General features: G+C 73.8%; 25 protein-coding genes. 10 read left to right on the top strand and 15 right to left on the bottom strand.

The window, feature by feature from the left end; translation table 11 throughout:
• Positions 1-10 precede the first annotated feature (10 nt).
• The 3 genes from ACZ5NJ_RS19075 to ACZ5NJ_RS19065 are packed head-to-tail and all read right to left on the bottom strand — an operon-like array spanning position 11 to position 7061.
• Complete coding sequence (locus ACZ5NJ_RS19075; RefSeq protein WP_468766184.1) at positions 11-3934, bottom strand: SAV_2336 N-terminal domain-related protein; 3924 nt, start codon at positions 3932-3934, stop codon at positions 11-13.
• A 6-nt stretch (positions 3935-3940) separates the two neighbouring features.
• Positions 3941-4951, bottom strand: coding sequence for an AAA family ATPase (locus ACZ5NJ_RS19070; protein WP_468766183.1), 1011 nt, complete (start codon positions 4949-4951; stop codon positions 3941-3943).
• A 46-nt stretch (positions 4952-4997) separates the two neighbouring features.
• A complete protein-coding gene (locus ACZ5NJ_RS19065; RefSeq protein WP_468766182.1) occupies positions 4998-7061 on the bottom strand; it encodes a VMAP-C domain-containing protein in 2064 nt (687 codons plus the stop codon).
• A gap of 142 nt (positions 7062-7203) precedes the next feature.
• On the opposite strand from ACZ5NJ_RS19065, the gene ACZ5NJ_RS19060 reads away from it, so the two are divergent.
• Complete coding sequence (locus ACZ5NJ_RS19060) at positions 7204-7389, top strand: DUF6104 family protein (RefSeq protein ID WP_018102711.1); 186 nt, start codon at positions 7204-7206, stop codon at positions 7387-7389.
• Between the two features lie 73 nt (positions 7390-7462).
• On the opposite strand, the gene sodN is transcribed toward ACZ5NJ_RS19060, so the two are convergent.
• Positions 7463-7858: a superoxide dismutase, Ni gene (sodN, locus tag ACZ5NJ_RS19055; RefSeq protein WP_007266490.1), complete on the bottom strand. Its 396-nt coding sequence runs from the start codon at positions 7856-7858 to the stop codon at positions 7463-7465.
• Between the two features lie 173 nt (positions 7859-8031).
• Between sodN and sodX the strand changes: the two genes are divergently transcribed.
• Positions 8032-8451 (top strand): nickel-type superoxide dismutase maturation protease, encoded by a 420-nt coding sequence (sodX, locus tag ACZ5NJ_RS19050; protein WP_468766181.1) that lies wholly within the window; start codon positions 8032-8034, stop codon positions 8449-8451.
• Here sodX and ACZ5NJ_RS19045 read toward each other — a convergent pair.
• On the bottom strand, positions 8355-8984 hold the full coding sequence (locus ACZ5NJ_RS19045; RefSeq protein WP_387264797.1) for a CGNR zinc finger domain-containing protein: 630 nt from the start codon (positions 8982-8984) through the stop codon (positions 8355-8357). The genes sodX and ACZ5NJ_RS19045 overlap by 97 nt on opposite strands.
• Before the next feature lie 92 nt (positions 8985-9076).
• On the opposite strand from ACZ5NJ_RS19045, the gene ACZ5NJ_RS19040 reads away from it, so the two are divergent.
• Positions 9077-9850 carry a class I SAM-dependent methyltransferase gene (locus ACZ5NJ_RS19040; RefSeq protein ID WP_468766180.1) on the top strand — a complete coding sequence of 258 codons (774 nt, stop codon included), beginning with the start codon at positions 9077-9079 and terminating at the stop codon, positions 9848-9850.
• An 85-nt stretch (positions 9851-9935) separates the two neighbouring features.
• On the opposite strand, the gene ACZ5NJ_RS19035 is transcribed toward ACZ5NJ_RS19040, so the two are convergent.
• From ACZ5NJ_RS19035 to ACZ5NJ_RS19025, 3 genes are read right to left on the bottom strand one after another with little or no spacing between them, the layout of a single operon-like run.
• Positions 9936-10688 carry an amino acid ABC transporter ATP-binding protein gene (locus ACZ5NJ_RS19035; RefSeq protein WP_358892456.1) on the bottom strand — a complete coding sequence of 251 codons (753 nt, stop codon included), beginning with the start codon at positions 10686-10688 and terminating at the stop codon, positions 9936-9938.
• Positions 10689-10708: 20 nt separating this feature from the next.
• Positions 10709-11662 (bottom strand): amino acid ABC transporter permease, encoded by a 954-nt coding sequence (locus tag ACZ5NJ_RS19030; RefSeq protein ID WP_468766178.1) that lies wholly within the window; start codon positions 11660-11662, stop codon positions 10709-10711.
• 31 nt (positions 11663-11693) lie between these two features.
• Positions 11694-12641 carry an ABC transporter substrate-binding protein gene (locus ACZ5NJ_RS19025; protein ID WP_468766177.1) on the bottom strand — a complete coding sequence of 316 codons (948 nt, stop codon included), beginning with the start codon at positions 12639-12641 and terminating at the stop codon, positions 11694-11696.
• A gap of 526 nt (positions 12642-13167) precedes the next feature.
• Between ACZ5NJ_RS19025 and ACZ5NJ_RS19020 the strand changes: the two genes are divergently transcribed.
• The 4 genes from ACZ5NJ_RS19020 to ACZ5NJ_RS19005 all read left to right on the top strand — a co-directional run bounded on the left by ACZ5NJ_RS19020 (position 13168) and on the right by ACZ5NJ_RS19005 (position 16627).
• On the top strand, positions 13168-14370 hold the full coding sequence (locus ACZ5NJ_RS19020) for an NAD(P)-dependent malic enzyme (protein ID WP_468766176.1): 1203 nt from the start codon (positions 13168-13170) through the stop codon (positions 14368-14370).
• 465 nt (positions 14371-14835) lie between these two features.
• Entirely contained in the window at positions 14836-15798 is a 963-nt protein-coding gene (locus ACZ5NJ_RS19015) for a zinc-binding dehydrogenase (RefSeq protein WP_468766175.1), read from the top strand.
• A 59-nt stretch (positions 15799-15857) separates the two neighbouring features.
• Positions 15858-16067, top strand: a complete 210-nt coding sequence (locus tag ACZ5NJ_RS19010; RefSeq protein ID WP_042818984.1) for a helix-turn-helix domain-containing protein — start codon at positions 15858-15860, stop codon at positions 16065-16067.
• On the top strand, positions 16067-16627 hold the full coding sequence (locus ACZ5NJ_RS19005) for a Clp protease N-terminal domain-containing protein (protein WP_468766174.1): 561 nt from the start codon (positions 16067-16069) through the stop codon (positions 16625-16627). Before ACZ5NJ_RS19010 ends, ACZ5NJ_RS19005 begins: the two co-directional genes overlap by 1 nt.
• Before the next feature lie 9 nt (positions 16628-16636).
• Here ACZ5NJ_RS19005 and ACZ5NJ_RS19000 read toward each other — a convergent pair whose 3' ends face one another.
• The 3 genes from ACZ5NJ_RS19000 to ACZ5NJ_RS18990 form a co-directional block, all read right to left on the bottom strand.
• Entirely contained in the window at positions 16637-17524 is an 888-nt protein-coding gene (locus ACZ5NJ_RS19000; RefSeq protein WP_468766173.1) for a PadR family transcriptional regulator, read from the bottom strand.
• A 1-nt stretch (position 17525) separates the two neighbouring features.
• Positions 17526-18449, bottom strand: coding sequence for a DUF4097 family beta strand repeat-containing protein (locus ACZ5NJ_RS18995; protein WP_468766172.1), 924 nt, complete (start codon positions 18447-18449; stop codon positions 17526-17528).
• A gap of 194 nt (positions 18450-18643) precedes the next feature.
• Entirely contained in the window at positions 18644-19576 is a 933-nt protein-coding gene (locus tag ACZ5NJ_RS18990; protein ID WP_468766171.1) for a LysR family transcriptional regulator, read from the bottom strand.
• 224 nt (positions 19577-19800) lie between these two features.
• Between ACZ5NJ_RS18990 and snpA the strand changes: the two genes are divergently transcribed.
• Complete coding sequence (gene snpA / locus ACZ5NJ_RS18985) at positions 19801-20466, top strand: snapalysin (RefSeq protein ID WP_468766170.1); 666 nt, start codon at positions 19801-19803, stop codon at positions 20464-20466.
• A 304-nt stretch (positions 20467-20770) separates the two neighbouring features.
• On the opposite strand, the gene ACZ5NJ_RS18980 is transcribed toward snpA, so the two are convergent.
• From ACZ5NJ_RS18980 to ACZ5NJ_RS18965, 4 genes are all read right to left on the bottom strand, one after another.
• The gene (locus ACZ5NJ_RS18980; protein ID WP_468766169.1) at positions 20771-21355 is read right to left on the bottom strand and encodes a dihydrofolate reductase family protein; all 585 of its coding nucleotides are present in this window, start codon (positions 21353-21355) and stop codon (positions 20771-20773) included.
• Between the two features lie 73 nt (positions 21356-21428).
• Positions 21429-22037 (bottom strand): GNAT family N-acetyltransferase, encoded by a 609-nt coding sequence (locus ACZ5NJ_RS18975; protein ID WP_468766168.1) that lies wholly within the window; start codon positions 22035-22037, stop codon positions 21429-21431.
• A gap of 120 nt (positions 22038-22157) precedes the next feature.
• A complete protein-coding gene (locus tag ACZ5NJ_RS18970) occupies positions 22158-23207 on the bottom strand; it encodes a family 2 encapsulin nanocompartment cargo protein polyprenyl transferase (protein WP_468766167.1) in 1050 nt (349 codons plus the stop codon).
• Positions 23207-24613 (bottom strand): family 2B encapsulin nanocompartment shell protein, encoded by a 1407-nt coding sequence (locus ACZ5NJ_RS18965; RefSeq protein WP_468766211.1) that lies wholly within the window; start codon positions 24611-24613, stop codon positions 23207-23209. The genes ACZ5NJ_RS18970 and ACZ5NJ_RS18965 overlap by 1 nt, the downstream gene beginning before the upstream one ends.
• Before the next feature lie 247 nt (positions 24614-24860).
• Here ACZ5NJ_RS18965 and ACZ5NJ_RS18960 point away from each other — a divergent pair, with 247 nt between their 5' ends.
• Both ACZ5NJ_RS18960 and ACZ5NJ_RS18955 read left to right on the top strand, forming a co-directional pair.
• The gene (locus tag ACZ5NJ_RS18960) at positions 24861-25451 is read left to right on the top strand and encodes an N-acetylmuramoyl-L-alanine amidase (RefSeq protein ID WP_468766166.1); all 591 of its coding nucleotides are present in this window, start codon (positions 24861-24863) and stop codon (positions 25449-25451) included.
• Between the two features lie 27 nt (positions 25452-25478).
• Positions 25479-26372 carry a 1-aminocyclopropane-1-carboxylate deaminase/D-cysteine desulfhydrase gene (locus ACZ5NJ_RS18955; protein ID WP_468766165.1) on the top strand — a complete coding sequence of 298 codons (894 nt, stop codon included), beginning with the start codon at positions 25479-25481 and terminating at the stop codon, positions 26370-26372.
• The last annotated feature ends 8 nt before the right edge of the window (positions 26373-26380 follow it).

The following is a 26380-nucleotide window of genomic DNA, read 5'->3' as shown; positions in this document are numbered from 1 at the left end:
GGGAAACGGCTCATCCGCCGCTCTCCAGGGCAGCGATGCGCGCCCGGACGGCCTCGGGCCGCTCCCCGTCCGGCAGGCCCTGGCGCTGCCACAGCTCCAGGGCGGCCCGGTACGCGTCCAGGGCCGCGCGGGGTCTGGCCAGGCGCTCCAGGACCCCGCCGCGCAGCTCCTGGACGCGGGCGGCGAGGCGGAGGGCGGCGGGGTCGCCGGGGACGGCGGTGCCGCCGGGGGCGGCGGGGTCCTCGGGGGTGTCGCGGCCGGCCTCCAGGGCGGCGCGCCAGGCCCGGCGGTAGGAGTCCGCCGCCCGGTCCAGGCGGTCGGTGGTGTGGGTGTGGGCGTGGATCTCCTGCTGCACGTCGCCGTGGTCGCGCCAGGCGCGGGCCCGCTCCAGGGGGGCGTGGCTCTGCCGGCCGGCGAGCTCCAGCAGGTACTCGGCCTCGCGGAGGTCTACGAGGTCGCCCTCGTAGCCGTGCCGCAGCCGCAGTCCGGTGGCCAGCCGCAGCAGCCGGTACGGGGCCCCCGGGTCGGACTGGGCCACCGCCGCCCGGCTCTCGCGCAGCACCCGTACGGCGGTGGAGGCGAAGCGGCGGCCGTCGGCGGCGCGGGCCCGCTCCAGGAGCACGTCGCCCCACTCGGGCAGCAGTTCGGCGTAGGCGTCCCCGTCGCGGGGGATCAGCCGCCGGGCCCGCCCGTACGCCTCGGCCGCCTCCTCCAGGGCGGCGGGGTCCGCGTCGCGGGCGTAGCGCGCGCGGTGCACGCGGGCGAGGCCGAGCAGCGCGGCGAGCCGCAGCTCGGGGTCCCCGACCCCTTCGTCGAGCGCCCTCAGCAGCTGCGCCCGCGCCTCTTCGAGCCGCCGGGGCAGATACCGCAGGGCCCCGGCCAGGTCCACCCGCACCCACGCCACCCGCCGCGCCCACCCGGCGCCTCCCCGTCCGCCCCGGAACTCGCCGGCCCGCCGGCCCGGCGGGGCCGACGACGCGGCGACACTCCCGGCCATGCCCGGTCCGCCCGCCGGGTCAGGCTCCCCGAGCGGGCCTTCGGCCGCACCCCGCCCACCCGCCGGATCCGGACCCCGGGCCCCGCCTTCGGCCGTATCCCGACCCCCCGCCAAGGCCGGATCCCCGGACGGGACTTCGGCCGCCCCCCGCCCGCCACCCGGACCCGGATCCCGGGCCGGGCCCTCGGCCGAGTCCGGCTCGGCGGCCGGCTCCGGCTCCCGGGCCGCGTCCTCAGCCGGATCCGGGCCCCCCGCCAAGGCCGGACCCCCGGACGGGACTTCAGCCGTCCCCCGCCCGCCACCCGGACCCGGGTCCCGGGCCGGGCCCTCGGCCGTGTGCGGGCCGGACGCCGGGGCCGGATCCGAGGGCGCGTCTGCGGCCGGATCCGTGCCCCCCGCCAAGGCCGGATCCCCGGACGGGACTTCGGACGCGCCCCGCCCACCCGCCGGATCCGGACCCCGGGACGGGACTTCGGACGCGCCATGCCCCGGCGGCGCGGTCGGGTCGGGTGGGGCGGGGGCTTCCAGGTGGGTCAGGGCCGTGTGCAGGGCTTGCGCCGCGCGTTCCGCCAGGGCCGTGCGGTGGGCCGGGTCGGGGGTGTGGGTGAGGAGGGCCAGCAGGACGGCGCCCAGGGCCGGCAGGACGTCCGGGTCGGCGGCCAGGGGCTCCAGTGCGGCCAGGGCCTCGTGCAGCGGGGCGGGGTCGGTGCGGAGTTCGGCGAGCCGGATCAGGGTGCGGGCCCGGCGCACGGCGCAGTCCGCCCGCAGGTCCGCGTCCTGCCCGGCGGCGGCCGCGGCCGCGGCGAACTCCCGTGCGGCGGCGGCCAGCAGCCGCTCCGCGTCGGGGCCCGCCGCCAGGGCCCGCTCGTGCAGGACCCGGCCCAGCGCCGCCCACCCCCGGGCGGTCCGCAGCCCGGTGACGGCCCGCTCGGCCTCGTCGAGGAGGTCCGGGTCCCGTTGCTCGGACCACAGCCGCAGCAGCACCCCGGCCAGCTCGGCCTCGGCCTCCTCCGGCGGGTCCTCCGGCCCGGGCGGGAACACCACGGCCCGCCGCAGGAGCGCGGCGGCGTCGTGCAGGTGGCGGGCGTCGCCGTCGGCGTCGCCGAGCAGCAGGCGCTCGCGGGCCGCCCGCACGGAGGCGGCGCGGCCGGGCGGCAGGGGCGCGGGCGCGGGCTCCGGCCCGTCCTCCGGTGGCCCGGGCAGGTAGCGGCGTACGACCTTCGCCGAGACCTGCGCGAAGGCCTGCGGCAGGGGCCCGGCGGGCGCCGGCTCCTCCTGGGCGCCGGGTTCCCCGGCCGGGATCCCGGTCAGTTGGGAGACGGCGAGCGCCGGGAAGTTGCGCACGCCCCGGCCGAAGTGCGCCAGGACGTACTCCGAGCAGTGCTTGAGCACCAGCGCGGCCTCGTCCCGCCCCAGCGGCCCCAGCAGCACGTCCTGCACCCCGGGGACGAACTCGTACCACGGCCCGGGCGAGCTTCCGCTGCGCCGCAGCAGCCCGCTGAGCAGCACCTCGGCGAGGTCGGACGGCTCCGAGTCGGGCAGCATCGTGCGCTGCACCAGCCGCATCACGGGGAGGGTCAGCGGCGCCGCCGACAGGTACACGGCGAGCCGGACGGCGCCGGGCGCGGCGGAGGAGCGGAAGCGGCGCACCAGTTCCCGAGGGGGCCGGGCGGCCCGGGGCAGCGGGGCGGGGGCGGCCGGATGGCGGGGCAGGACCCGGCCCACCTCGGCCGGCACCGGTCCCGAGCCGAGGCCGGCGACGAGCCGGGCCCAGGCGCCGAGGGCGGTCGCGTGGGGCGGGAGCACGGGCACGGTGAGCCCGCCGGTGGGCCGGCCGGGCCGGGCGGGCCGGTCCGGACGGAACCGCAGCCCGGGCCCGCCGCCGGTGCCGTCCGTGCCGGGTCCGCCGCCCGCGGCCCGTTCCAGCACGCCGCGCTCGGTCGGCAGCCAGCTGCGGGCCCAGAGCCGCTGCGGGAGGGGCTGGACCACCACGCAGGGGGCGCACTCGGCCCAGCGGTGCAGCAACCGCTGGGCCTCGCCCTCCCGCCAGACCGGCCCGGCGCAGTCGGAGACCACCATGGTCAGGGCCCGCCCGGTGGGGTCGCGCAGCTGGTCCGAGGAGCGGACCCCGGCGGCGGGCGAGGGGCCGCGGCCGACGGCGGCGGAGCCGTCGGGGAGGCGGTGCAGGTAGTGGGCCTGGACGTCGCGGAAGGCGCCCAGCCGTTCGCACACCCCCCGGAGTTCGTCGAACATGTCCTGCCACACGGCCATGGCGGGCGAGGCGTCCATCACCAGCCGTACGGTCGCCTCGCGGCGGCTCTCCGGCCGGAAGACGGGCAGCACCAGTCCGAGGGCGCGGGCGCTGGCCTCGGCGGTGGCGGTCTCGTCGAGGACGGTACGGGTGGGCGGGCCGGGCGGCCGGTGGCGCTGGAGGGCCCGCAGGGCCCGCTGGATGTCGAGGATCCGCGGCAGCGCGGCCGCGCCGGGCACCCGTACGGGGACGCCGGCCGCGACCGGGACCTCGGCGTCGGGCTCGGTGTCGGCGGCGAGGGCGCCGGCGGGGTAGAGCCGGACGGGGTCCTCGGCCGCGTCGTCCTCCCGCGCCCGCTCGGGCGGCGGCTCCCCGGTGTCCCGCGGCGGGCTCCCGCCGGCGGGCCGCCGCGCGGGCGGGCCGGTCGTGGCGCGGGGCCGCCCGGGTTCCGCGCGCGGGGCGCCGTCGGGCGCGGCCGCGCGGGCCGCTTCCCGGGTGCGGACGGCCAGCCAGAGGGCGTCGGCGAGCTCCTCGGGGGACGGGTCGAGCCCGGCGGCGCGGAGCAGCCCGGCGAGGGTGCGCAGTCCGGGGCCGGCGGGGCCGGCCGCGGGGTCCGGGCGGGTGGCCGCGGCGCGGCCGGTGTCGGGCGGACCCGCGGCGGCGGGGTCCGCGTGCTCGGGGGGCACCGGGCCTCACCTCGGGCGGTCGAGGCGCTGGATGAGCAGGTCCGCGAGGTCCTCGCGGCTGGGCGGGGAGGCGTAGTGGGTGAGGTAGATGGCGTTGAGCAGCTGGTCGGCGGCGACGAGTTCGGAGCGGGAGCGGCTGAGGAACTCCCGGATGAGGTCGGCCCCGAGCTGGGCGGCCTCCTCGCCGAGGTGGGCGCGGACCATGGTGGCAAGGCGTTTCTCGCCGGGCTGGCCCAGTTTGAGCTGGATGCAGCGGCGCAGCAGGGCGGCGGGGAAGTCCCGTTCGCCGTTGCTGGTGAGGATGATGAAGGGGAAGGCCCGGCAGCGGATCCGGCCGTCGCGGACGGTGGCCTTGGTGCCGTCGTCGGTGAGGACCTGGACCTCGGGTTCGGAGTCGGCGACGCGTTCGAGCTCGGGCAGGGTGAACTCGCCCTCCTCCAGTACGTTCAGGAGGTCGTTGGGCAGGTCGATGTCGCTCTTGTCGAGTTCGTCGACGAGCAGGACGCGGGGCCGGGCGGTGGGCAGCAGGGCGGTGCCGAGGGGGCCGAGCCGGACGTACTTGCCGATGCCGGGGGCCGCCGCCGCTGCTCCCGTGCTCGCGGCGATCTGTACGTCCTGGAGCCGGGCGAGGGCGTCGTAGCGGTAGAGCCCTTCCTGGAGGACGGTCCGCGACACCACGGGCCAGCGCAGGACGCGGCCGAGTTTCAGCTCGTGGGCGACGGCGTGGGCGAGGGTGGACTTGCCGGTGCCGGGGTAGCCGGTGACCAGCAGCGGCCGGCGCAGGTAGAGCGCTGCGTTGATGGCCTCCAGTTCCTCGGGCTCGGGCCGGTGCAGTTCGGCGGCCTGCCGGTGGGCGCCGAGGCGGCGCGCCACGTTCCCGTCGGCGGCCGCGGCCGCCCCGCCGGGGTCGGCGACGGGTCCGCCGTCGAAGTCCCGCCAGGGCGGCGGGTCGGGCAGGGCCCCGATCCCGTCGTGGGGCTCGCCGACCCCCCGGTAGATGAGCCATTCCTCGTTCACTGACGCTCCCTCCCACACCACAGCCGTCCTCCCCCGGGTCGCCGCCTCACAGGTCCCCCTGGAGCGGCTCCTCCTCCGGCAGGGCCCGCGCCGGGTCCTCCCAGACGAGGGCCAGCCCGGCCGCCCAGTACGCGTCGGGGTCCGCCCCGTGGGCCCGGCGGCGCAGGGCCTGGAGGCGTTGCGGCAGGGCCGCGCCCCGGCCCGCCTCGGCGAGCTCCTCCCGCAGTCCCCGGTGGAAGGGCGCGCACGAGGCCCCCGGGTCGGCCGGGGGGCGCCGGCACAGGGCCACCCCGTAGCCGGTGTCCCGTACGGAGTGGAGCGCGCCCAGGGCCGGTTCGGCGGCGGGGTCCCGGCAGAGCACGGGGACGGTGGTGTCGGGCAGCCCCTCCAGCCACTGCGGGGAGGGGCTGCGGGGCCGTCCGCGCGAGCAGTCGGCGCGCTGGTCCAGCAGGGGTCCCTCCTGCACCCGCTCCCACCGGGCGACGGCGGAGGGGCCGCCGGCGCCGTCCGGGTGGCGCAGCACCACCGGCCGCTGCACGCCGACCGGGATCCCGCCGGAGACGGCCCACTCGTCGACGGCGAGCCCGAACAGCTCGGGGGCGACGGCCACTTCGAGGAGGGCGGCGGTCTCGTGGGTGTCGCAGCGGCGGAATCCCTCGGCGAGCGGGGCCCGCAGTGCCTCGGGCAGGCGGGCGAGGGTGGCCCGTACCCCGGCGGCGACGGGGGTGACCCGGCCGGGCCGGGCGGGGCCGGCGAGGACCGAGACCCGCCAGTCGTAGACGTCCTCCCAGCCGTGCGCCCAGGCCTCCAGCAGGACGGAGGGTCCGGCCGGCGGGCCCCCGGCCCGCCGGGTGCGGCCGAGTGCCGCCTGTCCGGCGGCCAGGCGGCGGCGCCGGTCGCGCTCGGCCAGGCCCCGTTCGTGGCGTTCGGCGAGCTCGCGGCGCAGGGGCCGCCAGAGCCGTTCCGCGGTGGCCCGTACCCAGTCCCACAGTTCCTCGTCGGCGCCGGGGGCGGGCGGTTCGCGGTGGTCGGCGACGCTGACGCCGGTGGCGTAGCGGAGCATCGCGGCGGCCTCGCCGCCGGCGCCGGGCGGGTCGTGGAGCAGTCCGAGGCCGTCGCGCCAGGTGAGGGGGGCGGGGAGGGCGGTGTCGGGTTCCTCTCCCCTGGCCTGTTCGGCGAGCTCCCGGACGGCTTCGGAGGAGCCGGGCGGCGGGAGTTCGGCGAGCAGGCCGCACAGGGTGGTCCGCTCGCCGGGGGTGAGCCGGCCGCGTCCCCCGTAGGGGCCGGTGTCCCCGAGGAGCAGCGTGTCGTGGACGTCGGTCCAGGTGCGGCGGTTGTCGAGGTCGCTGAGGTGGCGGTCGTAGTGGTAGAGGTCGTGGGCCTGCATGACGCGGCGGTAGAGGCCGCTCTGTCCGTTCGCCGCCATCGGCAGGGTCCGCAGCTGGGAGACGTTCACGGCGAGTCCGCCGCCGCCGGAGTGGCGCCGGGCCTTGACCACTCCGACGACCTCGCCGCGCGTGAGGTCGACGACGGGGCCGCCGGACATGCCGGCCTCGATCTCGTCGTCGTCGCCGAGGCGGATGGCGGCGCCGCCCCCGGCGGTGCCGCGCAGGCGGGTGGTGCGGCCGGTGATCTCGCGGATGCCGAGTTCCTCGGTGCAGCCGAAGTAGGCGGCCTCGTCGAGCCGGGGTCCGGCGCGGTCGGTGAGCCACACGCAGGCGTGGGTGACGGGTGACAGGACGCGGACCAGCGCGAGGTCGGGCAGGTCCCACAGGGCGCGCCGTCCGGGCCGGCGCTCTTCCAGCCGTTCGGGCAGGACGCATTCCACCCGTCCGGAGACGGTCCCGGTGGTGGTGGTGTCCCCTCCGGGGAAGAAGCTGATGCCGACCTCACGTCCCGCCAGACGCACCCCGGCACCCCCTTCACCGACGACGTGCGCACACGTGAGGACCCAGCCGGGGGCGATGAAGAAGCCGCTGCCCCAGGTGGGTCCGGTTCCAGCGCTGTCATACCCGCCGGGGGCGGCGTGGACGCGTACCGTGGCGGCCCGGACCAGGGGTTCCAGGAGCTCGTAGGCGCGCGCGGTCGTGGCCGTGCGCCCGTCCGGCATCCCGAGGCCCCCCTCTCCCGCACGCCCCAGCGGCTCCGTCCACGCTAGCGCCGGGGGCGGGAGGACGGGAGGTGTCGTCGGGGACCCGGCTTATCCTGGCGGGAAACACCCCTTCACGACACGACACGGCACGGAGCCCGACTTGTACTTCACCGATCGCGGCATCGAGGAGCTGGAGAAGCGGCGCGGCGAGGAGGAGGTCACTTTCGAGTGGCTCGCCGAGCAGCTGCGCACCTTCGTGGACCTCAATCCCGACTTCGAGGTCCCGGTGGAACGGCTGGCCACGTGGCTGGCCCGGCTGGACGACGACGAGGACGAGGACGAGTAGTCCGCGTACGACCGAGGGGCCCGACCGCGTGCGGTCGGGCCCCTCGGTGGTTCTGCCGGGGGGAAGGCCTGGATCAGGCGGCCTTGGTCTCCCAGAAGATGCGGTCGATTTCGGCGATGAGCTCCAGGGCCTTGGCACCGGTCGCCGGGTCGTTCGACGCCTTGGCGGCCGAGAGGGCCTTCAGGGTGTCGTTGACCAGGGTGTGCAGCTGGGGGTACTTCTCGAAGTGCGGGGGCTTGAAGTAGTCGCTCCACAGCACCGAGACGTGGTGCTTCGCGAGCTCGGCGCGCTGCTCCTTGATGGTGATGGCGCGCGCGCGGAAGTCCGCGTCCTCGTTGGCCTGGTACTTCTCCTGGACGGCCTTGACCGACTCGGCCTCGATACGGGCCTGGGCCGGGTCGTACACGCCGCAGGGCAGGTCGCAGTGGGCGGAGACCTTCACCTTGGGGGCGAAGAAGCGGGAAAGCATGGAGTGGGTCCTCCTCGTGATCGTCTTCTCAAGGGTGGAGATTACTCGCTGAGAAGACGGAAATCGCGGGCGCCCCCATGGGCTTAGGACAAAAGTCCAGCCTCCGCCGAGGTGCGGTGAGCGAACCTACGGGGCCGTGGGGCAGCATGCGGGCAGGGACGAGGAGGCCGGGGATGGCGGAGAGCGGGCGGACGCGCGTGCGGATCGGGATCACGGAGGTGTCGGGGCCGTCGATGGTGCCGACGCTGCTGCACGGGGACCGGATGGTGGTCCGGTACGGGGCGCTGGTCCGGCCGGGTGACGTGGTGGTGTTCCGCCATCCGCTCCAGCAGGACCTGCTGGTGGTCAAGCGGGCGGCCGAGCGCCGGCCGGGCGGCTGGTGGATGCTCGGGGACAACCCGTTCAACGAGACCGGGGACAGCACCGACTACGGCGCCGTCCCCGACGACCTCGTGCTGGCGACGGCGGTGCTGCGGCTGCGGCCCCGCCCGGCGCATCAGAGTTCGCTGAGGGCCCGGCTGTCCTGGGCGCTGTCGGCGGTGCGGCCGCTGCGGGCGGACTCCTCGGCCTCCAGGCGCTTGCGGGCGCGGTAGGCGGCGACGTTGGCGCGGGTGGCGCAGCGGTCGGAGCAGTAGCGCCGGGAGCGGTTGGTGGAGGTGTCGAGGTAGGCGTTGCGGCAGGGCGGGGCCTGACAGAGGCCGAGCCGGTCGGGGCCGTGCTCGGTGAGGTGGAAGGCCAGCCCGAAGGAGGCGATCGCGGCGTAGCCGGCGGAGGCGTTCGAGGGGTGGTCGGCGAGGTGGATGTGCCAGTCGGGGCGGCCGTCGGGGCCGACGAGGTCGTGGCCGGAGACCTGGGGGCTGACGGGGAACTCCATGAGCAGCGAGTTCAGCAGGTCGACGGCGAGGACGTGGTCGCCGCCGTCGGCGGCCTCGAAGACGGCGCGCAGCCGGCCCCGGACGTTGCGGAAGCGGGTGACGTCGGTGTCGGTGACCCGGCGGGCCATCTGGGTGCTGGGGCCGAAGAGGGCACGGACGTCGTCCGCCGAGGTCAGGGCGTCCTTGTTGCGGGCCGGCTCCTCGGTGTTGACCAGGCGCACGGCATAGTCCGAGTAATGGGCCAGTTCCACTTATAGTCCTTACGGCTGCGGGTTAGGGTCGGTCACGGCCGCCAGTAACGGCTGCTCTCGCTTCGAGGGTATTACGTATGGAGGGGTTCGGGATGACGGATACGGCGACTGGCTCGTTCGGTACGGACTGGCAGGCCTGGCAGGACAGCTGGGACCGCCAGCAGGAGTGGTACATGCCCGACCGCGAGGAGCGGTTCCGGGTGATGCTGGACATGGTCGAGGCGCTGACCGGCCCCGCCCCCCGGGTCCTGGACCTCGCGTGCGGTACGGGAAGTATCACGGACCGCCTCCTCAAACGGTTCCCGGAGGCCGTCGGCACGGGACTGGACCTCGACCCCGCCCTGCTGACGATCGCCCGCGGCCACTTCGCCGGCGACGACCGGGTCACCTTCGTCACCGCCGACCTCAAGGCCCCCGGCTGGCGCGCCGCGCTCCCGTACGACTCCTACGACGCCGTGCTGACCGCGACCGCCCTGCACTGGCTGCACAGCGAGGAGCTCGCGGTCCTCTACGGGCAGATCGCGGAGCTGGTCCGCCCGGGCGGGGTCTTCATGAACGCCGACCACATGCCCGACCCCGCCACCCCGCTGATCAACGCCGCCGACCGCGCCCAGCGGCACGCCGGAATGGACCGGGCGAAGGCGGACGGGGTCCTGGACTGGCGCGACTGGTGGGCCCTGGCGGCCTCCGACCCGGTGCTGGCCGAGCCGACGAAGGCCCGCTTCGCGATCTACGGGGAGCACGCCGACGGGGACACCCCCGACGAGGCCTGGCACGCCCGCACCCTGCGGGAGGCGGGGTTCGCGGAGGCCCGTACGGTCTGGCGCTCCCCCTCGGACGCGCTGGTCCTGGGTCTGAAGCGGTAGGTTTCCCGGCGGCGGCGCGGAGGGGCGGTACAGCGCGGAGGGGCGGTACGGACACCCGTACCGCCCCTCCGTCACGCGTCCGCGGCTACAGCACCTTGGACAGGAACGCCTTCGTGCGGTCGTGCTGCGGATTGCCGAGCACGTCGCGCGGGTGGCCGGACTCGACCACGACACCGCCGTCCATGAAGACGAGGTTGTCGCCGACCTCGCGGGCGAAGCCCATCTCGTGGGTCACCACGATCATGGTCATGCCCGACTCGGCCAGGTCGCGCATGACGTCGAGGACGTCGCCGACCAGCTCCGGGTCGAGGGCCGAGGTGGGCTCGTCGAAGAGCATCAGCTTCGGCTCCATGGCCAGCGCGCGGGCGATCGCCACGCGCTGCTGCTGGCCGCCGGAGAGCTGGGTGGGGTAGTTCCCGCCCTTGTCGCCGAGGCCGACGCGGTCCAGGAGCTTGACGGCGCGCTCGCGGGCCACCGCCTTGGACTCGCCCTTGACCATGACCGGGGCTTCCATGACGTTCTCTATGGCCGTCATGTGCGGGAAGAGGTTGAAGCGCTGGAAGACCATGCCGATGTCCCGGCGCTGGGTCGCGACCTCGCTGTCCTTCAGCTCGTAGAGCTTGTCGCCCTTCTGCTTGTAGCCCACCAGCTGGCCGTCGACCGAGAGCCGGCCGGCGTTGATGCGCTCCAGGTGGTTGATGCAGCGCAGGAAGGTGGACTTGCCGGAGCCGGACGGGCCGACCAGGCAGAACACCTCGCGGGGGGCGACCTCCAGGTCGATGCCCCGCAGGATGTGGGCGGCGCCGTACGACTTGTGGACGCCTTCGGCCTTGACCATCGGCTGAGCGGTCTTGGCGGTCATCGCGCGACCTCCGTACGGCGGAACAGGTTCAGGTTGGCCTTCAGCCGCTCGAACGGCGTGGGCGGCAGGGTGCGCTGCGCGCCGCGGGCGTAGCGGCGCTCCAGGTAGTACTGGCCGACGCTGAAGACGCTGGTCAGGGCCAGGTACCAGATGGAGGCCACGAAGTACATCTCGATGACCGCGCCGGCGGTGCTGCCGATGTTGGAGCTGGCCCGCAGGAGTTCGGTGTACTGCACCGCCGAGACCAGGGAGGAGGTCTTCAGCATGTTGATGAACTCGTTGCCGGTCGGCGGGATGATCACGCGCATGGCCTGCGGGAGCACGACGCGGCGCATGGTCTGCACCTGGGTCATGCCGAGTGCGTGCGAGGCCTCCGTCTGGCCCTCGTCGACGGACTGGATGCCCGCGCGGACGATCTCCGCCATGTACGCGCCCTCGTTCAGGCCCAGACCCAGGAGGGCGACCATGAACGGGGTCATGACGTCGACGGTCTCGTTCTTGTAGATCGGACCGAGGTTGATGTACTGGAAGATCAGCGGGAGGCTGAACCAGACCAGCAGCTGCACGTAGACCGGGGTGCCGCGGAAGAACCAGATGTAGAGCCAGGCCACGAAGCTGGTGACCGGGTTCTTCGAGAGGCGCATCACCGCGAAGAGGATGCCGAGGGCGAGGCCCAGGGCCATCGAGGTGATGCTGATGACGATGGTGTTGCCGAGGCCGCTGATGACGGAGGAGTCGAAGAGCTTGTCGCCGACCGTCGCCCAGATGATCTTGCCCTGGGAGAAGGCGTAGACGAGCCACGCCAGCAGTACGGCGACGACCACGGCGCTGATCCAGCGTCCGTAGTGCCGTACGGGGATTGCCTTGATGGCCTCGTAGGGGGTGGTGCCCGAGGCGCCGGGCCCGGCCGGCGGAGTCGCGGCCGGACCCTTGTCGATCTTGTCAGTCACAATGACTGCCCTTCAGTGGAGCGCTTCGGTGTTACTTGCCGGCGTTGATCGTGGCGGACTGCACGGCGCCGTCCTTCACGTTCCACTTCTCCAGGACCTTGGCGTAGGAGCCGTCCTTGATGATGGCGTCGACGGCCTCCTTGAGGGCGTCGCGGAGCTGGGTGTTCTCCTTGGAGACGGCGATGCCGAAGAGGCCGACGTCGGACTGCTGGCCGCCGACCTCGAAGTCGTTGCCGCCGCCCGAGGTCTTCGCGATGTACGAGGTGACCGGGAAGTCGTTCAGGTCGGCGACGGCGCCGCCGGCCTTGACGCGGGTCTGGGCCTCGGCGTCGGTGTCGAAGGCCTCGATGGTGAGCTTCTTGTCACCGCACTTCTCGGCCTGGGCCTTGAAGGTGTCCTCGTAGATGGTGCCGCGCTGGACGGCGACCGTCTTGCCGCAGAGGTCGTCGAGGGACTTGATGTTGTCCGGGTTGCCCTTCTTGACCAGGAGCGAGACGCCGGAGGACATGTAGTCGACGAAGTCGACGCCCTTGCCGATCTTCTGGCCCTTGTCGTCGAGGCCTTCCTGGCGCTTCTTGTTGTCGGTGATCGAGGAGATCGCGACGTCCTGGCGGCCGGTCTCCAGCGAGGTGATCAGGCCGTCGAAGGTGCCGGAGGTGAACTGGAGCTTCACGCCGAGCTGCTTGCCGAGCGCCTCGGCGATGTCCGGGTCCACACCGACGATCTTGCCGCCGTCCACGTACTCCATCGGGGCGTAGGCGGTGTCCGAGCCGACCTTGATGACACCCGCGTCCTGGATCTTCTTGGGGAGCTTGGAGAAGAGCGGGGCGCTCTTGTCCGCCGTGCCCGAGCCGGAGGAGGACTTGTCGGTCTGGTCGCCACAGCCGGTGAGGATCAGGGCGCCGGCGACCGCGATCGCGCCGACCGCGGCGATCCGGGACCGGGCGGCGGTCGTACGACGGGTGATGCTTGCGGTCATGAGCTGGTTCCTCCGACAGGGGTGGAAAAGCATCCGAGAACAGGCCGAGCACGCACCATCGAGCGCCGCGACCTTGTGTGATTACGGCATCTTGCCATTCGGACTGGCGCATTCAGGGTGCCCGTGAGGTCAAAATCAGATAACGGGCGCCCCCGACTACCCAACAGGACTGCGGGCAAGCCCCCTCGGAGCCGCACAAACCGCCGTGACCTGGCATTTTCGCCTCACTATTTGCGGCGCGTCTCGCCTGGTGGACAGCAACCTTTGGACTTTTGGCCAAAACCGGGACAAGGACCCTACGATCAGTCCGGAATCGACTCGTCTGGGCGTGTGCTCTTCGGGTAGAACAGATCCTTACACCCCTCATCCGGGGCTCAGGGCGCGCGTGCGGCGCGCCCGCGCGTACGAACCTCCCCTCCGCGGAGACGGGCCAACCGTCGACGCGGAGTTCGAACGCGGTGCCCGCCCACCCCTTAACCAGGAGTGGCCACCCTCAATGATCAAAGGACTTAAGGGGTCACACGAAGTGGCAGCGGAGATCGTCAACCCTCGCAGTGACAGTGCGACGGACAACAACCCCGACGCGGTGTTCGCACTGCACCGGGGCGGCAAGATGGCCATTCAGGCCACGGTGCCCGTCAAGGACAAGGATGACCTGTCCCTGGCCTACACGCCCGGCGTGGCGAAGGTGTGCACCGCCATCGCCGAGCAGCCCGAGCTCGTGAACGAGTACACCTGGAAGTCGAACGTGGTCGCCGTCGTCACCGACGGTACGGCCGTGCTCGGACTCGGTGACATCGGTCCCGAGGCCTCCCTCCCCGTCATGGAGGGCAAGGCGATCCTGTTCAAGCAGTTCGGCGGCGTGGACGCGGTGCCGATCGCGCTCGCGACCAAGGACACGGACGAGATCGTCGAGACGGTCATCCGTCTGGCGCCGTCCTTCGGCGGGGTGAACCTGGAGGACATCTCCGCCCCCCGCTGCTTCGAGATCGAGCGGCGCCTCCAGGAGGCGCTGGACATCCCGATCTTCCACGACGACCAGCACGGCACGGCCATCGTGACGCTGGCCGCCCTGCGCAACGCGGCCAAGCTGACCGGCCGCACCCTCGGCGACCTGCGCGCCGTGATCGCGGGCGCCGGTGCGGCGGGCATCGCCATCGCCAAGATCCTCGTGGACGCGGGCATCGGCGACGTCTGCGTCACCGACCGCAAGGGCGTCGTCTCGGCGGACCGCACCGACCTGACGGACGTCAAGGCGGAGATCGCGGGCCTGACCAACAGGACGGGCCTCAGCGGCACGCTGGAGGAGGCCCTCGCGGGCGCCGACGTCTTCATCGGCGTCTCCGGCGGCACGGTCGGCGAGGAGGCCGTGGCCACGATGGCGGAGAACTCCTTCGTCTTCGCCATGGCCAACCCGAACCCGGAGGTCCACCCCGACATCGCGCACAAGTACGCGGCGGTCGTGGCCACGGGCCGTTCGGACTTCCCGAACCAGATCAACAACGTGCTGGCCTTCCCGGGCATCTTCGCGGGTGCCCTGAAGGTCCGCGCGACCCGCATCACCGAGGGCATGAAGATCGCCGCCGCCGACGCCATCGCCGGTGTCGTGGGTGACGAGCTCGCCGCCGACTACGTGATCCCCTCGCCGTTCGACGAGCGCGTCGCCGAGGCCGTCACGGCCGCGGTCGCCGCGGCGGCGAAGGCCGACGGGGTGGCCCGCCTCGTCTGAGCGACGGGCGGGGCCCCGCGGGGCCGAACGGGTGAGGCCCGGCCGGAGTGATCCGGCCGGGCCTCTTCGTGTACGGAGGGCCGCCGCGCAGGGGAACGCACCCTCCCCGCCCCCGAACGGGGAGGGGACGTCCCGGGTCCTTCGCCGCGGCCGGCCGTGGGCCTCCTCACCGGCTCGACCAGGCACGACCAGGTACGACCGGGCGCGCGGAAAGAGCGCGCGAAGGGCGCCCCGGGAACGCAGAAGGAGTGTGCGGGGCTCGTGACACGCTCATGACGAGCCACCGCATGGCCTGAATATTACCCCCATCCAGAGGGCCGCCGATCTATTCCGGTTAGCCCTATGGGAGCCACAAACCACTTGGTACGCACGGTAGTTGAGAGACCTCACTCCGCTTCCACTCGCACCCACCCCCGGCCCCTCGCCCCTGGTCATGGGCCCTACCGACCGGTAGCCTCTGGCGCCATGTTCGCTGCCTACGCCGCCCGAATCGACCGAGACCAGCCGCTGAGCGGCCTCGAGCTGGGCGAACGCCCGGCCCCCGAGGCACGCCCCGGCTGGGTGACCGTCAACGTCAAAGCCGCCTCGCTCAACCACCACGACCTGTGGTCGCTGCGCGGGGTGGGCCTCGACGCCGGCAAACTGCCCATGATCCTCGGCTGCGACGCGGCCGGCACCGACCAGGACGGCAACGAGGTCGTCCTGCACTCCGTGATCGGCCAGAGCGGCCACGGCGTCGGCCCGGACGAGCCGCGCTCCATCCTGACCGAGCGCTACCAGGGCACCTTCGCCGAACAGGTGACCGTCCCCGCCTGGAACGTGCTGCGCAAGCCCGCCGGACTCTCCTTCGCGGAGGCCGCCTGCATGCCCACGGCCTGGCTGACGGCGTACCGGATGCTCTTCACCAACGCCGGGGTCCGCCCCGGGGACTCCGTCCTCGTCCAGGGGGCGGGCGGCGGCGTCGCCACCGCCGCGATCGTCCTGGGCAAGGCGGCGGGCCTGCGGGTCTTCGCCACCAGCCGGGACGAGGCCAAGCGCAAGCGCGCGGTGGAGCTGGGCGCGGTGGAGGCGTTCCCGCCGGGCGCCCGGCTCCCGCAGCGGGTGGACGCGGTGATCGAGACGGTCGGCGCGGCCACCTGGTCCCACTCGGTGAAGTCCCTGCGCCCCGGCGGGACCCTGGTCATCTCGGGCGCCACCAGCGGCGACCGGCCGGCCCACGCCGAGCTGACCCGGATCTTCTTCCTGGAGCTCAAGGTGGTCGGGTCGACCATGGGCTCCAAGGACGAGCTGGAGGACCTGCTGTCGTTCTGCGCGGCCACCGGCGTCCGCCCGGTCATCGAGGACGTCCTCCCGCTGGACCGGGCCCGCGAGGGCTTCGAGCGCCTCGCGTCCGGCGACCTGTTCGGCAAGATCGTCCTGACGGTCTGAGCACCCCGCCGTGTCAATCAGGGTTGACGACCCTCCCTCGTCAACCTAGATTGACATGCATGACCGAAGCGACCGATCTCGCCGAACGGGCCGGAGACCGGGACCCCCGCGTGGGCCTGCGCGCCGTGGCCGCCCTCCGCAGGCTGCTGGAGCAGCTGGAGGCCGTCCAGGTGCGCAGCGCCCGCGCGCAGGGCTGGTCCTGGCAGGAGATCGCGGCCGAACTCGGCGTCAGCCGGCAGGCCGTCCACAAGAAGCACGGGAGGCTGTGATGTTCGAACGCTTCACGCAGGACGCGCGGGACGCGGTGTCCGGGGCCGTCGCCCAGGCCGTCGCCGCCGGGTCCGACACCGTCGGCGAAGAACACCTGCTGCTGTCCCTCCTCGACCGGGGCGCGCTGGACGCCCTGGGAGTGGACGGCTCCGCGCTGGCCGCCGACCTGGAGGCCGCCCGCCGCCGGGGCGGGATGTCCCGGGCGGACGAGGAGGCCCTGGCGGGCCTGGGCATCGACCTCTCGGAGATCGTCTCCCGGATCGAGGAGACCCACGGCGAGGGCGCCCTCACGGCCCCCGCACCCCGCAGGCGGGGCCTCGGCGCCACCCTGCGCGAGGCCCTGGGCCGACCCGAACCGGAGCGGCGCCACGTCCCCTTCACCCGGGGCGCCAAGAAGACGCTGGAGCAGGCCCTGCGCATCGCCCTGGGCCGCAAGGACCGCCACATCGGCACCCCGCACCTGCTCCTGGCCCTGCTCACCCGCCCCGGCACGGTCTCCGAGTCCCTGGCGGACCACGGGGTCACGTACGCGACGGTGGAAACCGCCCTCGCGGCCTGACGGCGCACGCTACGCGCCCGGGCGCAGGCCCGCCTCGATACGGGCCGCCGCGGCCGCCAGGTGGGCGCGGGCCTCGGACAGCTGCGCCGGGGTGACCCCGTGGTCGCGGGCCGCGTCGCGGACCTCGTCGCGGAAGCGGTCCAGCAGCCGGTCCAGGTCGCGGGCCGGGTCGGCGGTGGGCTCCAGGTCCTCCGCCCAGGCCGAGCCCGAGGGCCCCGCGGCGGCGGGCGCCTCGGGCGCCGCGGGGGCGCCGTTGCCCAGCCAGGCCCCGGCGAGGCTGCCGAACACCCCGCCCGTCCTGCTGAACTGCTCCTGGAGCTGCGCGGCGATCCGCTGGACCTCCTCGCGGGCCCGCTCCTGCGCCTCCTTGGCCTGGCGGCGGGCCTGCTGGGCCTCCTCGCGGGCCCGGCGGCTCTCGTCCTTGGCCCGGCGGGCCTGTTCCTTCCACTCCTGCCTGGCCTTGCGGAGCTCCTCCTTGGCGGCCTTCCAGGACTCGTCCTCCACCGGCGTCGCCGAGGCGTTGGCGGCGGCCAGCATCTCCCGCCGCAGATCGCCGGCGGCGCCCCGGACGTCGTCACGGATCTCGGCGGCCAGCTCGGAGACCGAGTCGCGGATCTCCAGCTCCAGGTCGGCCAGTTCGCCGCCCCGGTCGGCCAGCTCGGCGCGGCCCGCCTCGGTGATCGAGTACACCTTGCGCCCGCCCTCGGTGGCGTACGTGACGAGCCCCTCGGCCTCCAGCTTCGCCAGCCGCGGGTACACCGTGCCCGCCGAGGGCGCGTACAGCCCCTGGAAGCGCTCCTCCAGCAGGCGGATCACCTCGTACCCGTGGCGGGGCGCCTCGTCCAGCAGCTTGAGCAGGTAGAGGCGGAGGCGGCCGTGGGCGAAGACGGGCGGCATGTCAGAGCACCTTCTTGTCGAGCTGGAGGGGGGCGCCGGCCTCGGCGTCGGCCTGCGGACGGCGCAGCACGGCGATCGACCCGGAGACGGTGGTGGCCCGCAGGGTGCCGGAGCCCTTGCCGAGCGTGCCGGTGATCCGCTTGGCGCCCAGCTGCCCGGTGACGCGCAGGTCCTCGAAGGCGTTGGAGACGCTGCCGGTGGCGGTGTTGGCCTCGACCTTCGCGTCGGCGGGGTGCGGGAGGCGGATCGCCACCTGGCCGGAGACGGAGTTGAGGAGGATGTCCACCGGCTTCGGCGCGGCCCCGTCGAGGGCCAGGTCGATCAGCATGTCCCCGCTGACGGAGTCGGCCCGTACGCTGCCGCCCGCGCCGTCGACGACGGTCAGACCGCCGGAGACCGAGTGGAAGCCGAGCTCACCGGTGACGGACTGCACCTCGACGCTGCCGGACACGGTGTGCGCCTTCACCCGTCCGGAGAGCCCGACCAGGGTGGAGTCGCCCGAGACGCCGGTGACCTCGGTGGCGCCGGAGACGCCGGAGACGAACGCGGTCGCGCTGACGGTGGCCAGCTGCACGGCGGTGGCGGCGGGCACGGTCAACGTGACGGTCACCCTGCGCTCCCAGGCCTTGCGGCCGTCCGGGGAGGAACCGGACCAGGCCTTCCAGGGCTTGCCCTCGAACCACTTCTTGAACCCCTGGGAGCCGTTCCAGGGCAGGTCCTCGTAGGACACGGTGAGGGTGCCGCCCTCCTGGACCACGTGCAGCGGGGGCCCGTCGACCTCGGTGACCTCCAGCCGGGCGGGCCCGTCCTCGGCGGCGACGACGTTGACGGTCCCGCCGACCACGCGGACACGGAGCTCCGTGACGGGCTGCTCGAAGGCGAGCCGCTGGGGGCCGGGGACGGACCAGGTCATCTGCTCAGGCATGGTGCTGCTCCTCCTCGTGGACTGACGGCGACGCAACATATCGCGTCTCCTGTTGAACACGATATATCGCGGCAGGCCGAAGTCAAGCACGACACCACCCCACCGGGGGAGCGCGCGCAGGTGCGTGGGGAGAGGGGGGCTGCTTCTTCGGTGCGGCAGCGGCGCCGGGCGGCCGGCGGACGCCGGGTCCGCCCTCAGGCCACCAGCAGGGAGCTCCCCTGCCGGGAGAGCCAGGCCCGGTACGGCGGGGTGCCCAGGGCCGCCTCGCGGTAGGCCGCGCGGAGGTCCTCGTAGGCGTCGGCGTGTTCGCCGGGGCGGGTGGCCAGCAGCAGGCGCACCGCCAGGGGGTCGCCCAGCAGCGGGCGGATGGCCATGTCGTCCCGGGGGCCCGACGTCGGCTGGCACGGGGCCACCGCCTCGCCGGAGACGATCAGCGACGCCGCCGTGTGGTAGTCGGCGTGCAGGACCTGCGGGGTGAGTCCGGCCCGCGCGAACACCCGTCGCAGGCCGTCCCATTCACCGTCGACCGAGGGGTCCACCGTCCAGCGGTCCCCGGCCAGGTCCTGTAACCGCACCACCGCCGAGCTCGCGGCGGGGTGGTCCAGGGACATGGACACGAACTGCGGTTCGCGCTCCATCAGCACCCGCAGCTCCAGCCCGCCCGGCACCCGCAGCGGACTGCCCTCCACCTCGTGCACGAACGCCACGTCCAGCTGCCCCGCGGCGGTCATCCGCAGCAGGGCGTTCGCCGAGACGTCCACCACCAGCGTGGTCTCCGTCTCCGGTGCGCGCCGGTGCAGCCGGCGCAGCCACCCCGGCAGGGCCCGGCTCGCGGTCGAGCCGATCCGCAGCCGGGGTCCGTGCGCGGCGGCCCGGGCCTCGGCGACCAGGGCGGCCATCTCGGCGAGGAGGGGCCGCGCCCGTCCGAGTACCGTGCGCCCGAAGGGAGTCGGCCGGCAGCCGGTCCGCTCGCGGAGGAACAGCTCGCCGTCCAAGGCCCGTTCGATCCGGCGCAGCTGTGTCGTGAGGGAGGGCTGGCTCACACCGAGCTGCCGGGCCGCCTTGTGCAGGCTGCCGGCGTCGGCGATGGCGCACAGTGCGCGCAGGTGCCTCACCTCAAGCTCCATGACCCGAGGGTAGGCGGGCCCCGGGGCGCCGCACCAGCCGCCGATAGCCCCCCGAATCCCGCCATTCTCACGCTAGTTGACCAAGGTAAATCTCTCCGAAACCCTCCGATAGGGCGGTGTTATCGGGCTCTGACATCATCCGCAGGCGCCGTCGGCTCCCGCAGACTCCGGTACCGGATGACCCATCCACCCCCCACCGCACCTGATGAGTAGGAGCCCCCCACATGCGCCACTCCCGCAGGACCATGCTGTCCGTCGCCTCCGTCGGCCTCGGCGTCGCCGCCGCCCTCGGCGGTGTCGTCCCCACCGCGACGGCCGCGACCCCGGCGGGCGGCAGCCCGGCGAGCTACACCGCGTACGAGCGCTCGGCGGAGAACCAGGCGGCGAACAAGGCGTTCTTCGAGGCCGTCCAGCGCGCGGTCGCCGAGCAGCGGGCCGCGAACCCGAGCGCCACGGCCGTCGTCACGGTCACCTACAACACCCGCAACGCGCCCAGCTTCCGTACGCAGATAGCCAACTCGACCCGTATCTGGAACGGCTCGGTCTCCAACGTGAAGCTGCAGGAGGTGTCCTCGGGCGGGAACTTCTCGTACTACGAGGGCAACGACTCGCGCGGCTCGTACGCGAGCACGGACGGGCACGGCCGGGGCTACATCTTCCTCGACTACGCACAGAACCAGCAGTACAACTCCACCCGGGTGACGGCCCACGAGACCGGGCACGTGCTGGGCCTGCCGGACCACTACTCGGGTCCGTGCAGCGAGCTGATGTCGGGTGGCGGGCCGGGCACCTCGTGCACCAACGCCTACCCGAACAGCACCGAGCGCTCGCGCGTCAACCAGCTGTGGGCCAACGGCCTGGTCGCCTCGGGCCTCGACAGCAAGGGCTGAGCCCGGGCAGTGACCGCAGGCGCCCGCGGGGGATCATCCCCCCGCGGGCGCGTACTGCGGGCACCCCGGGTTCCGGCAGGGACCCGGACCCCACGCGGGTACGAAGATCCCGAGGGACTTGTGGCGGCGGACCACCGTGTCCACGGGGTTCCCGCAGGCCGGGCACGTCTGCGGGGCGCGCCCGGCCTGCGGGGCGACCGTCGCCCGTTCGTGCTGCTTCTGTTCACCGGCCATACCTCCACGGTAGGCCGGTTCCGGCCGTCCGCGCGGTCGGAGCTGGACGCCGGTCGGCGCTCGACGCCGGTCAGCGCTTGACGTCGTACGAGGTGACGACCTGGCCGCCGCCGAAGGCGGTGCAGCCGGTCAGCTCCAGGGGGCGCACCCCGAAGCCGGCGCGGGACATCGGCATGCCGGTGCCGGCCACGACCGGGTAGGTCTTCACGATGTACTCGTCGATCTCGTCGGCCAGCTGGGCCGCGAGGTCGGCGCCGCCGCACAGCCAGATGCCCAGCCCGTCCCGCGCCTTGAGCTCGCGGACCGTGGCGGCGATGTCCCCGCTGATCAGCCGCACGTCGGGGGCGGGCGCTTCGGTGAGGGAGCGCGAGACGACGTACTGCTCCCGGAAGTGGCCGTAGGGGCTGGTCAGGCCGGCCTCGAGGCCCGGCTCGTAGGTGCCCCGGCCCATGATCACCGCGTCGAAGCGCCGGGGCGCGGTGTCGGCGAGGCCGAGCTGGGCGCGCCCGGCGGCGGCGATGGTCTCCGGGTATGCGTCGATCAGGTGCCCGAGGAACTCCTGGTCGAGGTGGGCGTACATGAATTCGGCATCTCCGTCCGGGGCTCCGATGAACCCGTCGACGGTGGTGGCGATGAAGTACGTGAGCTTGCGCAAGCGAGATCTCTTCCGTTCGGGACGGCCACCGGTCCTCCGGGGCACGCCACTCAAAGTACTTCACCTGAAGTGGTTACACAAGATCCCCCGCACCCTGCGGCTTGCGCCACATCGGCCACATCGACGGCCCCTCCGGCAACCGGACCGCCTCGCCGGTGAACTCCCAGCCCAGCCGCTCATAGAGCCGCATGCTCCGCTCGCTGCTCGCCTCCAGGTACGCCGGGACCCCCTCCCGGTCGCAGCGCTCCAGGACCGGCCGGATCAGCTCCGTGCCCAGCCCCTCGCCCTGCCGGTCCGGCGCGACGGCGATCATCAGCAGGTACTCGTGCTCCTCGGCGGTGGGGTGCACCGCCCCCGTCAGCCGCCCGACCAGCTCGCACCGCTCGTTGCCGGGGTCGGCCACCGCGCGCATCCGCGCGGGGACCTCGTCCTCGCCCTCCGGCTCGCCGGCCGGGATCCGCAGCCACAGCGCGGCCGCCGAGCCGTCCGCGGCGAGGTCGATCCGGCCCTCGGCCAGCGCGACGTCCACGAACACCCCGAGGAACCGGCCGTGGACGGCGGCGCGGTGCGCGGGGTCGGGGAAGACCCAGGAGCTGACCGGGTCGCTGCGGAAGGCCTCGTCCAGCAGGCGCGCGACGGCGTCCCGGTCCGACTGATCCGCCTGGCGTATCTCCAGCACCACAGGTCACACCCTTCACTCACGCGTCAACTACCGTGAGTGATCCTAGAGTTGGCGACAGCGCGCGAAAAGGCCGGTTCCGGCACCCCGCGGCACCGGAACCGGCCTCCCCCCGTCCGCCTCCTACCGGGTGCGGCGCGTCACGAACTCCGCGAGCGCCAGCAGTCCGCCCGCCGCGGCCACGTCCGGCACCGCGCGGGACAGTTCCTGCACCGCCCGGCCCATCCGGTCGCCGGCGTGGGCCTGCGCCCAGTCGCGGCCGCCGGCCCGTTCCACGGCCCGGGCGGCCCGCCGTACGTCGTCGTCCCCGGTCATGGGACCGGCGTACAGGGCGGCGAGTTCCTCCCCGGCCCCGGTGCCGGAGGTGAGGGCCGCCACGACCGGGAGGGACTTCTTGCGGGCGAGCAGGTCGGCCCCGGCGGGCTTGCCGGTGTGCCCGGGGTCGCCCCAGATGCCGATCAGGTCGTCGATCAGCTGGAAGGCCAGGCCCGCCTCCCGCCCGAAGGCGTCCATCGCCTCGACCTCCTCCGGCCCGGCCCCCGCGTACAGGGCGCCGACCGCGCAGGCGCAGCCCAGGAGGGCGCCCGTCTTGGCCGTGGCCATGGCCAGGCACTCCTCCAGCGAGACGGACGCGCGCCGCTCGAAGGCGCAGTCCGCCTGCTGTCCGGCGCACAGCTCGACGATGCAGGTCGCGAGGCGAGCCGAGGCGCGCGCCGAGGCCGGGTGCGGGTCGTCGGCGAGCAGCCGCAGGGCGAGGGCCATCATGGCGTCGCCCGCGAGGAGGGCGTCGGGGATCCCGAAGACCGTCCAGGCGGTGGGGCGTCCGCGGCGGCGGGCGTCGTTGTCGATGACGTCGTCGTGCAGCAGCGTGAAGTTGTGCGCCAGCTCCACGGCGGCGGCCGCCCGAACGGCCGACTCCGAGCTGCCCTGCGGGCCGCCGAGGGCCCGCGCGGAGGCGAGGACGAGGGCCGGGCGGATGGCCTTGCCGGCGCCGACCGAGGTCGGACCGCCGTCCGCGTCCTCCCAGCCGAAGTGGTACATCGCCACCCGGCGCGTGAGGGCGGGCAGGCTCTCGACGGCCCGGCGGAGCTCCGGGTCGACCGTTTCCCTCGTGCTCTCCAGGAGGGCGGCCGCCTCCTGCCCCTCGCCCGCGGCGATGACGTTCGCGGTCATCAGCGCCAGCGGCCGATCTCGACGTTCTCCAGTACGCCGAGCGCGTCGGGGACGAGCACGGCGGCGGAGAAGTAGGCGGTGACCAGGTAGGAGATGATCGCCTGCTCACTGATGCCCATGAAGCGCACGGACATGCTCGGCTCGATCTCGTCCGGGATCCCGGGCTGGTGGAGCCCGATCACGCCCTGGTTCTCCTCGCCGGTGCGCATGCAGAGGATGGACGTCGTCCGGGCGTCGCTGACCGGGATCTTGTTGGACGGGAAGATGGGCACGCCCCGCCAGGCCGGCACGCGGGTCCCGGCGACGTCGACGGTCTCCGGGTAGAGGCCGCGCTTGTTGCACTCGCGGCCGAAGGCGGCGATGGCCTTGGGGTGGGCGAGGAAGAGGTTCGAGTCCCGGCGCATGCTGAGCAGCGCGTCGAAGTCGTCGGGGGTGGGCGCGCCGTCGTGGGGCTGGATGCGCTGGTCGTAGTCGGCGTTGTGGAGCAGGCCGAAGTCCGGGTTGTTGAGCATCTCGTGCTCCTGGCGCTCCCGCAGCGCCTCGACCGTGAGCCGCAGCTGCTGCTCGGTCTGGTTCATCGGGTGGTTGTAGAGGTCGGCGACGCGGGTGTGGACGCGCAGGACCGTTTGTGCAATGGAGAGTTCGTACTCGCGGGGGCGGGCCTCGTAGTCGACGAAGGTGCCGGGCAGGACGGCCTCGCCGTGGTGGCCGGCGGAGAGGTCGATGGCGGCCTCGCCGTACGGGTTGGCGTGCCGCTCGGGCTGCGTGCGCACGGTGTCCAGGTGCGCGCGGAGCGAGGGGACGCGGTCGGCGAGGAGCTGGAAGTCCTGGCGGGTCAGGACGAGCGCGGTGCCGGGGGTGGCGGCGCGGGCCGTGTACTCCCAGATGGCCTCTTCGTCGGTGAGGGCGTCCTCGCCGAAGTGGGCGCCGTCGGCGACGGTGCGCAGCACGGCGTCCTCGCCGTAGGGGCCGGGTCCGATCTGTTCGATGCGGCCGTGGGCGAGGAGGAAGACCTGGTCGGCGGGGCTGCCGAAGGAGGTGAGCTCCTGGCCGGCCTCGAAGTCGACCTGCCGGCAGCGGGCGGCGAGTTCGGTGAGGGCCTCCTCGTCGGTGTAGTCGCGCAGCAGGGCCAGCTCGCCGAGTTCGGCGGGGATGACCTGGACCCGGCTGCCCGTCTTGACGAACTCGACGATGCCGTTGCCGACGGAGTAGCTGAGGCGGCGGTTGAGGCGGTAGGTGCCGCCTTGGACCGAGACCCAGGGGAGCATCTTCAGGAGCCACCGCGAGGTGATCTCCTGCATCTGCGGGGCGGACTTGGTCGTACTGGCCAAGTTCCGCGCGGCCGCGGTGCCGAGACTGCGCTGCGGTGTCTGGGCTTCGGATTCGGAGCCCGCCTGGACCGACATGTCTTTGCCTTTCACTCACTCCATGTTCTGCGGTAGAGAAGCCTTTCAGCACGCAATGCGGTCGGACCATTACACAAACGGGTGGGACTACTCTGCGCCCCTCTGGGCAACCTCTGGGGTTGGGCGGCCGCCGGCCCGGTGGGCTCCGCGGCGTGACGGCTGGCCGAAAGTCGCCCTAGTCGCGGAAGGATCGCCTCCACTACACCGGTACGTAACGAACCGAGCACGTACCGTAAGGGAGGCGGCCATGTCCGCACCCATGTCCGCGGACCGTTTCCTCAACGCCCTGCGCGCCGAAGGCCTGACCGTCGTCGAGGTCGGCCACTGGCGCACGCACAACCGCAACCACAGGGGTCCCTGGGGGCCCGTGCACGGAGTGATGGTCCACCACACCGTCACCCACGGCTCCGCCTACACCGTCGAGCTCTGCCGCGACGGCGACAGCGCCCTGCCCGGCCCGCTCTGCCACGGGGTCATCACCAAGGACGGCCGCGTCCACCTCGTCGGCTACGGCCGCGCCAACCACGCCGGCGCGGGCGACTCCGACGTCCTGGCGGCCGTCATCGCCGAACGCCGCCTCCCCCCGGCCGACCAGGCGGACACCGACGGCAACCGCCGCTTCTACGGCTTCGAGTGCGAGAACCTCGGCGACGGCCACGACCCCTGGCCCCCCGCCCAGCTCGACGCCATCACCCGCGCGGCGGCGGCCCTGTGCCGCGTCCACGGCTGGGGCGCCCGCTCGGTCATCGGCCACCTCGAATGGCAGCCGGGCAAGATCGACCCCAGGGGCTTCGCCATGGACTGGCTCCGCGACCGGATCGCGGACCGCCTGAAGTGACCGGCCGCGGGACGTGACAATGGCCTGGTGACCCACCCCGAGCTGCGCCCACGCCCGCCGTCCCCCCTCGTCGAGGCGGCCGACGAACGCTTCGCCGCGCACGGGGTACGGCTCCTCCTCAAGCGGGACGACCTCGTCCACCCGGAGCTGCCCGGCAACAAGTGGCGCAAGCTCGCGCCCAACCTCCGGGCGGCCCTGGAGGCGGGCCACGGCCGACTCGTCACCTTCGGCGGCGCCTACTCCAACCACCTCCGGGCCACGGCGGCCGCCGGGCGGCTGCTCGGCCTGGAGACGGTCGGCATCGTCCGGGGCGACGAGCTCGCGGGCCGCCCCCTCAACGACTCCCTGGCCCGCTGCGCCGCGGACGGGATGCGGCTGTGCTTCGTCACCCGCTCGGAGTACCGCCGCAAGGCGGAGCCGGAGGTCCTGACCCGCCTGCTGGCCGCCGCCGGGGCACCGGACGCGTACGTGGTCCCGGAGGGCGGCAGCAACGCCCTCGCCCTCACGGGCTGCGCGGAGCTGGGCCGGGAGCTCGCGGGCGCCTGCGACGTGGCGGCGGTGGCCTGCGGCACGGGCGGCACCCTGGCCGGCCTGGCGGCGGGACTGTCCCCCGCCCAGCGCGCCCTGGGCGTCCCGGTCCTGGCGGGAGGCTTCCTGGAGGCGGAGATACGTTCCCTCCAGACGGCGGCCTTCGGCGGCCCGGTCGGCTCCTGGACCCTGGCCGAGGGCTTCGACCACGGCGGCTACGCCCGCGTCCCCGAGCCCCTGGAGTCCTTCGCCGCGGACTTCGAGTCCCGCCACTGCCTCCCGGTGGAGCGCATCTACGTGGCGAAGCTCCTCTGGGCCCTGACCACCCTGACGGCAGCGGGCGCGTTCCCCCGCGGCACGACTCTGGCCGCGGTGGTGACGGGGGCCCCGTAGGGTCCCGC

Source organism: Streptomyces sp. NPDC032091 (genome assembly GCF_055580265.1).
This window is presented reverse-complemented; position numbering and strand designations above follow the sequence as displayed.

Bases quoted from the DNA above. Each gene is read 5' to 3' on its own strand.
- ACZ5NJ_RS19025 (WP_468766177.1), bottom strand. From the start codon at position 12,641: ATGACCGCAAGCATCACCCGTCGTACGACCGCCGCCCGGTCCCGGATC.
- ACZ5NJ_RS18990 (WP_468766171.1), bottom strand. From the start codon at position 19,576: ATGGAGCTTGAGGTGAGGCACCTGCGCGCACTGTGCGCCATCGCCGAC.
- ACZ5NJ_RS19065 (WP_468766182.1), bottom strand. From the start codon at position 7,061: ATGCCGGACGGGCGCACGGCCACGACCGCGCGCGCCTACGAGCTCCTG.
- ACZ5NJ_RS19035 (WP_358892456.1), bottom strand. From the start codon at position 10,688: ATGGTCAAGGCCGAAGGCGTCCACAAGTCGTACGGCGCCGCCCACATC.
- ACZ5NJ_RS18960 (WP_468766166.1), top strand. From the start codon at position 24,861: ATGTCCGCACCCATGTCCGCGGACCGTTTCCTCAACGCCCTGCGCGCC.
- ACZ5NJ_RS19040 (WP_468766180.1), top strand. From the start codon at position 9,077: ATGACGGATACGGCGACTGGCTCGTTCGGTACGGACTGGCAGGCCTGG.
- sodX (WP_468766181.1), top strand. From the start codon at position 8,032: ATGGCGGAGAGCGGGCGGACGCGCGTGCGGATCGGGATCACGGAGGTG.
- ACZ5NJ_RS19000 (WP_468766173.1), bottom strand. From the start codon at position 17,524: ATGCCGCCCGTCTTCGCCCACGGCCGCCTCCGCCTCTACCTGCTCAAG.
- ACZ5NJ_RS19015 (WP_468766175.1), top strand. From the start codon at position 14,836: ATGTTCGCTGCCTACGCCGCCCGAATCGACCGAGACCAGCCGCTGAGC.
- ACZ5NJ_RS18970 (WP_468766167.1), bottom strand. From the start codon at position 23,207: ATGACCGCGAACGTCATCGCCGCGGGCGAGGGGCAGGAGGCGGCCGCC.
- snpA (WP_468766170.1), top strand. From the start codon at position 19,801: ATGCGCCACTCCCGCAGGACCATGCTGTCCGTCGCCTCCGTCGGCCTC.
- ACZ5NJ_RS19010 (WP_042818984.1), top strand. From the start codon at position 15,858: ATGACCGAAGCGACCGATCTCGCCGAACGGGCCGGAGACCGGGACCCC.
- sodN (WP_007266490.1), bottom strand. From the start codon at position 7,858: ATGCTTTCCCGCTTCTTCGCCCCCAAGGTGAAGGTCTCCGCCCACTGC.
- ACZ5NJ_RS18995 (WP_468766172.1), bottom strand. From the start codon at position 18,449: ATGCCTGAGCAGATGACCTGGTCCGTCCCCGGCCCCCAGCGGCTCGCC.
- ACZ5NJ_RS18965 (WP_468766211.1), bottom strand. From the start codon at position 24,613: ATGTCGGTCCAGGCGGGCTCCGAATCCGAAGCCCAGACACCGCAGCGC.
- ACZ5NJ_RS19005 (WP_468766174.1), top strand. From the start codon at position 16,067: ATGTTCGAACGCTTCACGCAGGACGCGCGGGACGCGGTGTCCGGGGCC.